13 protein-coding genes are annotated in these 12,181 nt (G+C 37.3%); 7 read left to right on the forward strand and 6 right to left on the reverse strand.

Features of this window, described 5'->3' with window-relative positions; all coding sequences use genetic code 11:
- Window positions 1–26: 26 nt before the first annotated feature.
- Complete coding sequence (locus ACSHWW_RS04595; RefSeq protein ID WP_435681236.1) at window positions 27–1,088, forward strand: peptidoglycan DD-metalloendopeptidase family protein; 1,062 nt, start codon at window positions 27–29, stop codon at window positions 1,086–1,088.
- On the opposite strand, the gene ACSHWW_RS04600 is transcribed toward ACSHWW_RS04595, so the two are convergent.
- Window positions 1,089–2,546 carry a hypothetical protein gene (locus ACSHWW_RS04600; protein WP_435681237.1) on the reverse strand — a complete coding sequence of 486 codons (1,458 nt, stop codon included), beginning with the start codon at window positions 2,544–2,546 and terminating at the stop codon, window positions 1,089–1,091.
- Between the two features lie 151 nt (window positions 2,547–2,697).
- Here ACSHWW_RS04600 and yiaA point away from each other — a divergent pair, with 151 nt between their 5' ends.
- Entirely contained in the window at window positions 2,698–3,162 is a 465-nt protein-coding gene (yiaA, locus tag ACSHWW_RS04605; RefSeq protein WP_435681238.1) for an inner membrane protein YiaA, read from the forward strand.
- 415 nt (window positions 3,163–3,577) lie between these two features.
- Here the strand turns inward: yiaA and ACSHWW_RS04610 are convergent, their stop codons facing one another.
- Both ACSHWW_RS04610 and ACSHWW_RS04615 read right to left on the reverse strand, forming a co-directional pair.
- Window positions 3,578–4,339: an exodeoxyribonuclease III gene (locus ACSHWW_RS04610; protein WP_435681239.1), complete on the reverse strand. Its 762-nt coding sequence runs from the start codon at window positions 4,337–4,339 to the stop codon at window positions 3,578–3,580.
- A 173-nt stretch (window positions 4,340–4,512) separates the two neighbouring features.
- Window positions 4,513–5,592, reverse strand: coding sequence for an isoaspartyl peptidase/L-asparaginase family protein (locus tag ACSHWW_RS04615; protein WP_435681240.1), 1,080 nt, complete (start codon window positions 5,590–5,592; stop codon window positions 4,513–4,515).
- A gap of 131 nt (window positions 5,593–5,723) precedes the next feature.
- On the opposite strand from ACSHWW_RS04615, the gene ACSHWW_RS04620 reads away from it, so the two are divergent.
- Both ACSHWW_RS04620 and ACSHWW_RS04625 read left to right on the forward strand, forming a co-directional pair.
- On the forward strand, window positions 5,724–6,257 hold the full coding sequence (locus ACSHWW_RS04620) for a 3-hydroxyanthranilate 3,4-dioxygenase (RefSeq protein WP_435681241.1): 534 nt from the start codon (window positions 5,724–5,726) through the stop codon (window positions 6,255–6,257).
- A complete protein-coding gene (locus ACSHWW_RS04625; protein WP_435681242.1) occupies window positions 6,257–7,219 on the forward strand; it encodes a hypothetical protein in 963 nt (320 codons plus the stop codon). Before ACSHWW_RS04620 ends, ACSHWW_RS04625 begins: the two co-directional genes overlap by 1 nt.
- A 60-nt stretch (window positions 7,220–7,279) precedes the next feature.
- Here ACSHWW_RS04625 and ACSHWW_RS04630 read toward each other — a convergent pair whose 3' ends face one another.
- From ACSHWW_RS04630 to pheS, 3 genes are all read right to left on the reverse strand, one after another.
- Entirely contained in the window at window positions 7,280–7,678 is a 399-nt protein-coding gene (locus ACSHWW_RS04630; RefSeq protein WP_435681243.1) for a hypothetical protein, read from the reverse strand.
- A 65-nt stretch (window positions 7,679–7,743) separates the two neighbouring features.
- The gene (locus ACSHWW_RS04635; RefSeq protein ID WP_435681244.1) at window positions 7,744–8,163 is read right to left on the reverse strand and encodes a GTPase; all 420 of its coding nucleotides are present in this window, start codon (window positions 8,161–8,163) and stop codon (window positions 7,744–7,746) included.
- A 3-nt stretch (window positions 8,164–8,166) separates the two neighbouring features.
- Window positions 8,167–9,186 (reverse strand): phenylalanine--tRNA ligase subunit alpha, encoded by a 1,020-nt coding sequence (pheS, locus tag ACSHWW_RS04640; RefSeq protein ID WP_435681245.1) that lies wholly within the window; start codon window positions 9,184–9,186, stop codon window positions 8,167–8,169.
- A 280-nt stretch (window positions 9,187–9,466) separates the two neighbouring features.
- Here pheS and ACSHWW_RS04645 point away from each other — a divergent pair, with 280 nt between their 5' ends.
- The 3 genes from ACSHWW_RS04645 (at window position 9,467) to ACSHWW_RS04655 (ending at window position 12,065) form a co-directional block, all read left to right on the forward strand.
- The gene (locus ACSHWW_RS04645; RefSeq protein ID WP_435681246.1) at window positions 9,467–10,456 is read left to right on the forward strand and encodes an SPOR domain-containing protein; all 990 of its coding nucleotides are present in this window, start codon (window positions 9,467–9,469) and stop codon (window positions 10,454–10,456) included.
- Window positions 10,457–10,942: 486 nt separating this feature from the next.
- A complete protein-coding gene (locus ACSHWW_RS04650; RefSeq protein ID WP_435681247.1) occupies window positions 10,943–11,497 on the forward strand; it encodes a GNAT family N-acetyltransferase in 555 nt (184 codons plus the stop codon).
- Window positions 11,498–11,504: 7 nt separating this feature from the next.
- Window positions 11,505–12,065, forward strand: a complete 561-nt coding sequence (locus ACSHWW_RS04655) for a GNAT family N-acetyltransferase (protein WP_435681248.1) — start codon at window positions 11,505–11,507, stop codon at window positions 12,063–12,065.
- The last annotated feature ends 116 nt before the right edge of the window (window positions 12,066–12,181 follow it).

Below are 12,181 nucleotides of genomic sequence, written 5' to 3' on the forward strand. Positions count from 1 at the left end.
TAAGCATTTTATTGTTGCTTGCGGTCATGACTATTACATATATAGTTCATCCAGCATTTTTTGATTTCATTTTAAGACCATCGCAACGCACCATTTATGAGCGCAGCTTTGTTGAATTTCCAAAGAAACTAGAGCGCTGGAATAATCTTTTTACCATTGCAAGTAATGATAAAGCTATAGTAACAAGCTCCATAGCTGAAAAAGTCCTGACATCTAGGCAAACTCCTTTTACGGCTGGATATATAATAGAGCTTCAATTTGGTGAAACTCTTATTGCTCAAGTTGATGCCACTGATTCATGGATTCTCGAAGTATATGATTTAAATAAAAAACTTCTTGAAGATTCTAAGCTAGAAAACGATAAGCAAGTTCTTCGATTCATTCCAGAAAAGGATATGAAAGTACGTATTGTTCTTCAAGCAAAGTTAGAAACTGAATCCACGACAAATTTTAAAGTCTTTACCGCACCACGCTATGATTTTCCAGTAGCCGGAAAAGGAAATGCTGCAATACAGAGTTTTTGGGGTGCTTCTAGAGGTGGCGGAAGTCGCAGCCATGAGGGAAATGATATTTTTGCGCCCAAAAGACATCCAGTAGTTGCCATCACTTATGGAACCGTTTCCAGTATAAGGAATCGAGGACTAGGTGGAAAACAAGTTTGGGTGAAGGATTATGACACTGGCTATTTACATTATTATGCACACCTCGATGAATGGATTGTGAGTGAAGGCGATATGGTATGGTCTGGAGACACTCTAGGCTATATAGGAAATACCGGTAATGCTAAAAACACGCCTCCACATGTGCATTTTGGAATTTATAAAAACGGAAAAGCGGTAGATCCTAAACCTTTTATATGGCAAACTCAAGCTCCAGAAAACACACCGCAGTTACCTTTAATTAAAGAAGCCAAAGCCAGCGGTTTTGCAGCAAACCTACGCAAAGAACCATCCAGCAGTAGTGCTATTATTCAAGATTTAAAAACTGAACCTGTAACTATTATAGGGAATTCAGGTAACTGGTACCATGTAAGAACTGCAAGTGGTTTGGGTGGATTTATGCATCAAAGTGTGGTGGAGAAACAATAATTACATGGCTGTCAACTCAAGTGTTATTTCATAAAGCGGTCTGGACTGCATTTTGGCTTTAAGCCATGCATAAAAAGTCATCACAAAAATATCTTCTCGTTCTACTCCTATCCAGTTAAATGATTTTTCTACGGTATTAAAAAAGGCCTCAGTAGTGACCTCATGAGGCGCATCATAATATTTACGTAGTAACTTAAGATAGGCCAGTACTCTTATCTCATTTTTATCGAGCAATCGCTTCTTATATTTTTTATTGAAACTGCGCATTCTAGATTCCACTAGATCTGGCTGATTGCGTTCTATGAGGATGAGGATTTCTATGATATTACGTTTTATTACCCAAATGAAGCCAGCTCGTTTTTCATAAAAGTCATTGCTGTGAGAAAGGTCGCGCATGATAGAACTGCACTTTAAATAATCTTCTTTTTGAAAATGAGCCATTATAGCAGCTAGTTGACTTTCGGGAGATGGGTTTTTAATATGATCTAATTGTGTTATTCCATCATTTAATTTCCCTGTATAAATAGCAACTAAGGAACGTAGTTTTATATAAGATTCTTCAAAGGTTTTTTTATGCTTTCCTTTTTCCTGCTCTAGTTGAGCCTTCATAATATCAAGAAATACTGACGCTTTTTTAAAGTCCTTGTTTCTAAAATGAGTCATGCTCATTAAATTTAAGATGGCGATATGATAATAAAGATGACGACTAGCAAGGTCTTTTTTGGCACTTACTATGCGATAAGCCTCTTCCATAAAATGGCTAGCACTATAATAATCGGTTTTGATTCCAGCAGCATCTGCGGCGATGGTCATTAATGTGTATAAAGACTTGTAGCCAAAACTCGAATCTAACTTTATATCATTAACTTTTAAATGTCTAGCTATTACTTCTTCCACATCTTGACTTGTGTGTTGTAAATCTGCTTTTATAGAGGCATATGCTGTTATTAAATGAGCTTCGGCAAGATGGTTTTTTAAATTCTCTTGATAGTCTTGAATGATTAAGGGCAACTCAATGGATTCATCTTTATGAGCATATTGGAGTAAGGTGTGATAAATCTCGTTCAATAACGCATAGAGTTCTAGGTATTGAGCTTTTTGAAGTGCTTTTTTCAAAGTTTTAAAACCTAATTTATAAAGTCCTTTTTCAAAGAAAATTCGAGATGCGAGTAAACTTTTTAAAATTTGCATTTCTTCATCACTTTCGGTTTCCAGGCTGTGTGATGTTGTGAAATCTATCAAGCTATCGCGCAATCTTTTAGTTAATGCATAGAGCGCGTTATGATTCTCCTTACCATAAATCTTTTCAGCTAGTCCAGTAGTAACTCCTTTTTCTAGTAGATGGAAAAGAGTGATGTTCTTGACATCTGAGCGTCTGTTTTTTGCTTTCGCGAAAGCGTGAAAAGCCAGCCTTTCTTCTCCATTCATACTACTTATGATAGCAATAAGCTCTTTCATATCATCGTTTATTATATGCCTAAATTACTTTAAATAAAGTATATATGATTAATTTATCTTTTTTTAATCGTAAGAAATAGTTTGAAATGGAGTTTAGTAAACTTGATATGCGTCGCAGATTTGTCCCATCAAACAATCAAAACAAAACAAAATGGAAAATCAAACATTCAACCCAGTAAACGTAAAAACAGAAAAGAAAGAGAAAGAAGCATTCAACGGTAAACCTACTCCAGCATTTATAGCCGCATCATGGAGTGCCTTACTCATAGGTATGGTGTCTTATTGTATAGGACTATGGAATGCAGACATGTTGCTCAACGAGAAAGGCTACTATTTTGTCATCCTATTATTTGGCTTATTCTCGGTGATATCAGTTCAAAAAGCGGTGCGAGATAAACAAGAAGGCGTCGCAGTGACAGACATTTATTATGGTATCTCGTGGTTTGTGACCATAGCCTCACTGGTATTGCTAGTCATAGGACTATGGAACGCAGACTTACTTTTGAGCGAGAAAGGATTCTACGGTATGTCCTTTGCCCTTAGTTTATTTGCCGCAATTGCAGTGCAAAAAAACACGAGAGATGTTAAATTTATTGATGATCAAGAGAAGGCTTAATCATGGAATGGTTTATTAAAAAAAGAGGTTATCTGGTCTTGTTGGGACTTTTATCAGTTAGTATAGTATTTATAGGTATAATTGATATTGCAATATATGGCGTCGTGAAAACTAAAAGTATTATAACCGATTCTATACGGTTGCCAGTTATGATTATTCAAGTTGGCTCTACAATTATAGGCTTTACAATATCATTGTATATTCTTAATAAAAAAAAGAGCGCAAAAAATGGAATCGTAATTGTTGGATTAATTTTATGCTCTCCTTTATTCCTTTTTTATTTAGTCATGTTAATACTCGTGTTAATTAGTAATCTTAACTAGCAAAACAGGCTTGTGCGATTGCACAAGCCTGTTTTGATGTTTGAGAAACGGCCTCTTGAGAAAGAGGTCGTTTTTATGTTTTATATATACCTCTAATCAATCTCCACCACAACCGGACAATGATCGCTATGCACGGCACTCTGTAAAATCAAAGCTCTTTTTACGCGATCTTTCATGGTGTCATTTGCCATGTGGTAATCGAGTCGCCATCCTTTATTTCTTGCACGAGAACCGCCACGGTAACTCCACCAGCTGTACTGGTCTGGTTCATCGTTGAACATTCTAAACGTATCTACAAAACCACTGGCAACCAATCGATCCATCCACTCGCGTTCTTCTGGCAAGAATCCTGAGGTGTTTTTAAGTCCTTTGGGGTTATGGATATCAATCGCTTTGTGACAAATGTTATAATCACCACAGACAATCAAGTTAGGGCGTTCTTTGCGCAGCTCTTTAGAATATTCCAGAAACTGCTCCATGTATTCAAATTTGAAGCTCAAACGATCATCGTTTGTTCCGCTAGGTAAATACATACTCATAATAGAAACGTCGCCAAAATCTACTCGCAGATTTCTTCCTTCAAAATCCATGGACTCTATTCCAGTTCCATATTCTACGTGGTCTGGTTTCGTCTTAGAAATAATGGCAACACCACTATATCCTTTCTTTTGAGCGCTGTAATAATATTGATATTCATATCCAGCTTCTTTAAAAGCATCGGTATCTACTTGGTCTTCGGTAGCTTTTATTTCTTGTAAGCATAACACATCTGGATTTGCTGCTTTGAGCCACGTGATAAAGTCTTTTTTCATCGCCGCACGTATGCCGTTGACGTTATAGGATATGATTTTCATAAATGGATTTTATTATTTTACGAAGGTAATGATTGAACGGCATTTTGGTGGCATATGCAGTTTCCGCATCAAGTGCGGAAATTCAGTCTTCAAACTAATTAGAATGCTGTATTTACCGATTCCGCTCTACAACGGAATGACAAACTAAGGACTGCGGACTAAACGACTCCAGACTAATCCTTATACATCCCAACAACCAATTCATCTTTATCATTCATAGTCGCACGATACATTCCTGCGGTATTGAATTCCATAGAAACATTTCCTAAATGGTCTAATGCTACTACTCCACCAGTACCGCCTAAATTGACGAGCTTTTTCTGGATTACAGCGTCAGTAGCCTCTTGTAAAGTCATGCCTTTATATTCCATCATCGCGCTAATGTCATAAGCGACTTGTGCGCGTATAAAATACTCACCATGTCCCGTACTAGAAACACCACAGGTAGCATTATTTGCGTAAGTTCCGCTACCTATAATAGGTGAATCGCCTATACGGCCGTATTTTTTGTTGGTCATTCCGCCAGTGCTGGTTCCGGCAGCGATATTGCCATTTTTATCTAGCGCTACACAACCTACGGTTCCATATTTAGAATCCTTGATAAATGGATCTTCTAGTTCTAATTGGGCTACTTTTTTATCGTTTTGCGCTTCTTTTTCGGCTTCTCTTTTTAAGACACGTTGTAACGATTGGAATCTATTCTCGGTATAGAAATAAGAGTTAGGGACGATCTCTATGTTTGAATCTTGTAACGCTTTCGCGAAAGCGTCTCCACCAGCACCACTCAATAACACATGCTCTGAGTCTGTCATGACTTTACGAGCTAGTGAAATAGGGTTTTTAACCGTAGTGATTCCAGCAACAGCACCAGCATTGAGCGTTTTACCATCCATAAAACTAGCGTCGAGTGAGTTCACTCCATCATGCGTAAAAACAGCTCCTTTTCCAGAATTGAACAGTGGCGAATCTTCCATAATGCGAATGCTCGCCTCAACAGCGTCCATCGCGTCACCGCCATTTTTAAGAATGGTGTGGCCAGCTTTTATAGCCTCGGTAAGTTTTTCATTGTATTGCTTTTCCAACTCTGGAGTCATGTTCTCCTTTTTAATAGTTCCAGCGCCACCGTGAATCACTATAGCAAATTCGCTCGTTTGCTCTTGCGTTTGAGGAGTCTCATTATCTGGAGCGTTTTGAGAAGTTTCTTGACAAGCTGTTATGGCAATAGCTGCTATTAAAAAAAGTAGTTTTTTCATGAGGTAGAATTTGAGTTACAAGTTACTTAAAAAGAGAATACCGTTGTAGTTAAGAATTTGTTGAAAGTAGCCTTAGTCTCATTGTAAAGCTTGTTATAAAACCCTAACTTTATCTTTTAAACTCATTCAACATGGCAATTGCAAAACCGTTCAACCTCAACAAGTGGATCGAAGAAAATCGAGATTCTTTAAAACCGCCCGTAGGAAATAGAAATTTATATAAAGATGCTGGCGATTATATCGTTATGGTTGTTGCTGGACCTAATGCTCGTAAAGACTACCATTATAACGAGACCGAAGAGCTTTTTTACCAGCTTGAAGGTAATATTGAGGTTCATATTCAAGAAGATGGCGTGAAGAAGACCATGAAGTTAGGACCTGGAGATATGTATTTACATCCAGGGAAAGTACCACATTCTCCGGTACGTTTTGATAATTCCATAGGGTTAGTAATCGAGCGTAAACGCACGAGCAAAGATGATGTAGATGGACTGCTTTGGTTTTGTGATAACTGCAATAACAAATTGCACGAGACTTATTTCAAGCTCGACGATGTAGAAAAAGATTTCCAACCACGTTTTAGAGAATACTATGCTAGTGAAGAACTGCGTACTTGTGATATTTGCGGTGAAACGATGGAGACGGATGAGCGGTTTGTAGGGTAATGGCAGTTTCTAAATGGAAAATAGCAAAGTACCTGTTTCCACTCATAGTATTGATAGGTGTAGGTTTAGTTTCTAAATCTTGGAGTCCTCAGGTTATTGTTGGAGAAGCATCCATAATTCAATCAAATCAAGATTTTAAGCCTGAGAAACCAAATGATTGTATTGAAAAATGGCAATATCTATTTCCTAACGATAGTATTATATCAAAGATAACTGAACGTGAGATATGGAATCCTGATAGAGATGTCAAACCATTTGATCAAAACGAACGATTACTAAGCTTTCTTCCTAGAAACGAGAATAATATTCTAATTCAAGGACCATTAATGGGTGTATTTGATATTAACGGAATTAGTCCAGCAGTAGTAGATATAGGTGGTATTTATGGTAATTCTGGTTCAATTAGAAACACACCAGATGTTCAATTTTTAGTAGATTCAAAAGATTTTTCAGGAGAAAATTTAGAGTACGGAAAGATAACTAATTACCCTAATGTTCTAAATTCCTTAAGTCCAAATGAACCAATAGAACTATCTGTTCATACTAGCTCATATTCTTATACATCTGAATTGTCTCATATGGCTTACCTAACTGAGGCCTGTGATGATCTTATCTATTACGTTTTTAATACTAAAACTAATAAACAGACTAAAGACCCAATTCTTATAGCCGCTACCTTATCGATAAAAATTGAATTTAATTCATTTCCCGAGGTTGATAAAAAATTCCAAAATTATCTACCTAAAGAGAATTGTATGGATTGTCCTATTAGTTTAGAAAGAATGAAATCCTTTGGAAGACTTGAAGGGTTTGATAATCTATATTTCTTTTCTACCGATGATTTAACATCACAAGAAAGATTGAATGAGCCTGCAAGAGGACTAGTATACATGGAAGAAGGTAAGACTCCTAGATTTATTTGGTATCATGGTGTTGACCTATTCGGTTGTGCTTGTCTGTAGTAATATCGTTAAAACACCAGATTACCGCGTCGCGCGCTCGTTGAAATGCGTTTTAAAAACCTACTTCAACAACACACCTTTTTCACCCATGACTGGAACATCAGTAAAGTGATCAACTTTAATGCTGTGCGGTAATGCTGTATAGGTTTTATCATATAGCTTAGAACCTAAAAAGTATGTAAGGATGAACTCATTTGTAAAAGAGAAAACCTCTTCCATGATAAGTTCTACTTTAATGGCACTTTTTGCAGCAACTACTGGAAATGCCTGTCTAAAGGTAGTCGTCTTGCGTCCATCATTGTGTTTTCCTCTACTCATAACCATAACAGACTCAATAGCCTCTTTCCCATTATTAATAAGATAAATATTCCAATCGTTTGATGAGAAATCTTCATTCCATTCTTTCATTATGGCTATGTGAACGTCCTTAACTTCTGGTATAATGATGTCTTTTTTCATGACTATATTTTCTTGAACTATTTCTTAAAGGAAGACTTTAATCTGCCGTTAAGAAATGTTACCTTCTAATTATTTAACCTTTTTTCAATCTTTCCCATCAACTCTTCGATTGTTTCTATCGAATTCATATCGGTGGTACTCATAAAAATATCCAGACCAGAATTTGTGCCAAAACCATCATTATAATCCTGTACCGCATCACTCATACTCAGCACAATCGGGAACTCGTATTTAGGCAACCACTTGGACCAGTATTTTTTATTGAACTCGTCTTTATGAAGAAACTCTAGTTGTAAATCTGGATGATGTTGAGATATGCTTTCGCGAAAGCGTGACCATTCTTCATTTTCTTTAAAAACACCATAAGTCAACTCACATAACTTACAATCATAAGTCGCTGGGCTTACTATTTTATGTGCGCTATCCAGTAAGGAGTTGATCGCTCCCGAGTTAGCATTATAAACAAAAATGAGTTGCGTAATCACCTTTTAAATCGCGCTAGAAAACTGCTTTAAGAAACGCACATCGTTTTCAAAAAACAAACGAATGTCACCTATACCGTATAACAACATCGCGATACGTTCCACGCCCATACCAAAGGCAAAACCGCTATATTCCTCAGGATCGATACCACAATTAGTAAGTACCGCTGGATCTACCATACCGCAACCACCTATTTCTAGCCAGCCAGTTCCTTTAGTGATTCTATAATCGGTTTCATTTTCAAGACCCCAGTAAATATCAATCTCTGCACTAGGTTCTGTAAACGGGAAATAAGATGGACGCAATCTAATTTTAGACTTACCAAACATCTCTTGAGTAAAATGCAACAGTGTTTGTTTCATGTCTGCAAAACTCACGTCTTTATCTATGTATAATCCTTCTACTTGATGAAAAATACAGTGCGCACGAGCACTTATCGCCTCATTACGGAATACGCGACCTGGAGAAATTGTTCTAATAGGTGGCTTATTATCTTCCATATAACGCACCTGAACGCTTGAGGTATGTGTTCTTAGCAACACATCTGGATCAGTTTGTATAAAAAACGTATCCTGCATGTCTCGTGCTGGGTGATGTTCTGGTAAATTAAGTGCGGTGAAATTATGCCAGTCGTCCTCAATTTCTGGCCCTTCACTGACATTAAAACCTATACGTGAAAAGACTTCTATGATTTGGTTTTTTACAAGAGAAATCGGGTGGAGCGCACCTATCTCTAGTGGATATCCTGTACGTGTTAAATCACCATAGATTCCAGCTTCTTCTTGCTTGGACTCTATAGATTCCTTGAGTGCGTTTACCTTTTCAGTCGCTTTTTGCTTGAGCTCGTTAATAGCCTGACCAAAATCCTTCTTCTGCTCATTAGGTACTTCTTTAAAAGCAGCAAAAAAGTCATTCAATAACCCTTTTTTACCTAGATATTCAATTCTGAACGCCTCAATCGCGTCCTTAGAATCGGCCTTAAAGCTTTTTACTTTCTCAATATGTTCCTTAACTCGGTCCAGCATGGTGTTTATTTAATGGCTGCAAATTTAGTTATTTTTAAAATGCTATCCATCCTAATACTATTGTGAATAACATGTTAATTACTGCTGTGTGATTGTTTTAATTCCGCTTTCTTACCGCAACGAGTGCGGCATAAACTTTTCTTATAAACGCTTTCGCGAAAGCGTGTTAAAGAAAAAGTAAAACACCTATAAACCAAATCCTTTTGCAAATCAAACCGTTTCTTAATAACTACTGGGCTAGATCACATGGTGCCACTTATAATTTTTATAGATTTGTGATATGCAAATTGCTACTTACATATCTGATTTATTGTACCGCCATGAATGTGTGGTGTTACCTGGTTATGGTGCGTTTATCTCGCGTCGTGTACCGGCACAGCATTTTGTGAGTAGTCATACTATTTATCCGCCTAAAAAAGGGCTTACTTTTAATGCTCAAATCCAGCAAAACGATGGTTTACTGGTAAATTATGTAGCTACAGTAGAGTCCATTCCGTATCAAGAAGCCATGCAAGAAGTGCGTAACTATGTGCGTTTTCTAGATCATGAGCTTGACACTAATGGCGTTATTACCATTCACAAAATAGGTCGTTTTACACGTAATGAGGAACAATCATTACAGTTCACGCCTATGTATTTAGTGAATTACTTGCCTGAGGCTTTTGGCCTGGCGGCTCATGAGACCTATGCCGTTGATAGAACTCCAGTGGAGACTTTTATTCCTGCACCAGTTATTGAATCACCTGCTGTTGAAACTCCAGTTCTAAAACAAGAAGAAGAAACTCCAGTAGTTCCTTTACATGTTCCTGCTGCTCAAACGAGTAAAACACCATGGTTGCGCTATGCGGCTATAGGAGCAGTGCTCGTAGGTTTAAGCTACGTAGGTTTTAATACGTACACACGTCAAGAGGCTCAAAACGACATCGCTGTTCAACAAATGGCCGACGAGGAATTTACTCGTGGGATTCAAGAGGCGACGTTTATGATTAGCAATCCGCTGCCTAGTATTGAGCTGGAAGTTGCTCCATTAATTAAAAATTACCACATCGTTGCAGGTGCTTTTAGAGATCCCGCAAATGCTGATAAGAAAGTTCAACAGCTTATCAATAAAGGTTATGCAGCAGAACGTATAGGCGTGAACAAATACGGTTTACACAACGTAGCATTCTCTAGCTATGCTGACCGTAACGACGCGATTAATGAGTTGTACCGCTTGAGAAAAGAAGGTTTCTCTGGTGCGTGGTTACTTACTGGTTCTCTTGAGAAGTAATATTCTTTAAAGGCTTTTTTCTAATTTTAAAAACACCTTGCTCATAATAAGGATTGTTCATTTTTGCCATTGCCGCAAAAACGAACCAAACCTGCCGGCAGGCAGGCAGGAAAATCTAGGCTGTGGGACACCTGTCTAAAAATTTCAATACACTCGCTAAAGAAAAACTAAGATTGAGCTTATTAAAAAAATGCATTCACGAATCACTCTTTCACCAATAAATATTTGAGCCCACTTTTCTTCTTGACGCTTCACGCATTTTCATTTTATTACGACAGACTTCCCAATGCCTTCATTTATAAAAAGATTGTTAGTCCCTAAATCTTAATTATAGAATTAGATGAGTAAAAGCATTTCCATTCAGACGAAGGCTTGTGCTGAGCCTGTCGAAGTAGAAAACAAATACTTCAGCTTGCTGAATATCAAATGGGTTTGATTCACAGATGCTTTTAAATAACTTAAATCTATTTTTCCTAAATTCATCTTATGAAATACGTGCCTCAAAACTTGGAAACAGAACGATTGCGATTTCGCTTGATTGATAAAAGTGATTTTGAAGCTTGGTTGCCTTTTTTTAGTCCAGATTTGAACAGGCATTTTCTTTTCTTAGATCCTGATAAAACCGCACTGGAATTATGCGAGTTTTGGTTTGAGAAATGTCTCTTGCGTTATGAAGAAAACCGTGGCGGACTCAACGCTATAATTCTTAAGGAAACAGGTAAAATGATAGGTCAGTGTGGTATTCTAGTACAGAATATGGATAACGAGCCACGACTAGAAGTAGGTTATTCTATGCTGCCTAATCATAGAAATAAAGGCTATGCCACTGAAGCTGCTATCGCGGCAAAAAATTATGCGTTTAAACATGAATTTGATAAAGACTTTAACGATACTGTAGTTTCTATGCTCCACGTAGATAATCACGGCTCAGAAAAAGTGGCCATTTCTAACGGAATGACACTAGAAAAAACGTTTACCGATTTTGGCGACAATCGTTTTCATGTGTATAGTCAGTCTAGGGATGAGTGGTTGAAAAAATAATTTAGTAATGAAATACCTATTACCCAACTTAGAAACAGAGCGACTAACCTTTAGACTTCTTGAGGAATCTGATTTTGAAGAATGGTTACCGCTATTTGCTCGACCTGAGGTGGGAACTTATCTCTCTATGGATAAAAATTTCAACCAGCAGCAACGTTGTGAGAAATGGTTTGATAAAGCAATGACCCGTTACAAAGAACAAACTGGCGGAATGAACGTTCTCATTCATAAAAAAACGGGCAAAATGATAGGTCAAGCTGGATTACTAGTTCAGGATGTAGATGACACTAAACAATTAGAAGTAGGTTATTCTATTTTACCTGAATACTGGCAACAAGGTTATGCGAGTGAAGCTGCACAGTTTATTAAGAAGATTGGTTTTGAAAGAGCTTATGATAAAGATTTTGGCAATGCGCTTATTTCCGTCATACACAAAGAAAATATAGGGTCACAAAAAGTCGCTCTTAATAACGGAATGACAGTTTATGGACCTTATCCAGCAGAAAAAGATTTTGTTATCTACAAGCAGACTCGTGAGGAATGGGAAGTACCGTTAAAAAATAATTAGAATTCTAAAATGCAATATCGAGCTAGAGCCTGCCTGCCGGCAAAGGCAGGTCGAGATATGTTTTTAAATAATCTATGCTGTTTTAAAAAAAGCTTCTATTAAAAAACTTTTTATCG

Source organism: Nonlabens sp. (genome assembly GCF_051251825.1).
Classification (GTDB): domain Bacteria; phylum Bacteroidota; class Bacteroidia; order Flavobacteriales; family Flavobacteriaceae; genus Nonlabens.

Coding starts and splice junctions, on each gene's coding strand:
- ACSHWW_RS04595 (WP_435681236.1), top strand. CDS start 27: ATGACTATTACATATATAGTTCATCCAGCATTTTTTGATTTCATTTTA.
- ACSHWW_RS04600 (WP_435681237.1), bottom strand. CDS start 2,546: ATGAAAGAGCTTATTGCTATCATAAGTAGTATGAATGGAGAAGAAAGG.
- yiaA (WP_435681238.1), top strand. CDS start 2,698: ATGGAAAATCAAACATTCAACCCAGTAAACGTAAAAACAGAAAAGAAA.
- ACSHWW_RS04610 (WP_435681239.1), bottom strand. CDS start 4,339: ATGAAAATCATATCCTATAACGTCAACGGCATACGTGCGGCGATGAAA.
- ACSHWW_RS04615 (WP_435681240.1), bottom strand. CDS start 5,592: ATGAAAAAACTACTTTTTTTAATAGCAGCTATTGCCATAACAGCTTGT.
- ACSHWW_RS04620 (WP_435681241.1), top strand. CDS start 5,724: ATGGCAATTGCAAAACCGTTCAACCTCAACAAGTGGATCGAAGAAAAT.
- ACSHWW_RS04625 (WP_435681242.1), top strand. CDS start 6,257: ATGGCAGTTTCTAAATGGAAAATAGCAAAGTACCTGTTTCCACTCATA.
- ACSHWW_RS04630 (WP_435681243.1), bottom strand. CDS start 7,678: ATGAAAAAAGACATCATTATACCAGAAGTTAAGGACGTTCACATAGCC.
- pheS (WP_435681245.1), bottom strand. CDS start 9,186: ATGCTGGACCGAGTTAAGGAACATATTGAGAAAGTAAAAAGCTTTAAG.
- ACSHWW_RS04645 (WP_435681246.1), top strand. CDS start 9,467: ATGCAAATTGCTACTTACATATCTGATTTATTGTACCGCCATGAATGT.
- ACSHWW_RS04650 (WP_435681247.1), top strand. CDS start 10,943: ATGAAATACGTGCCTCAAAACTTGGAAACAGAACGATTGCGATTTCGC.
- ACSHWW_RS04655 (WP_435681248.1), top strand. CDS start 11,505: ATGAAATACCTATTACCCAACTTAGAAACAGAGCGACTAACCTTTAGA.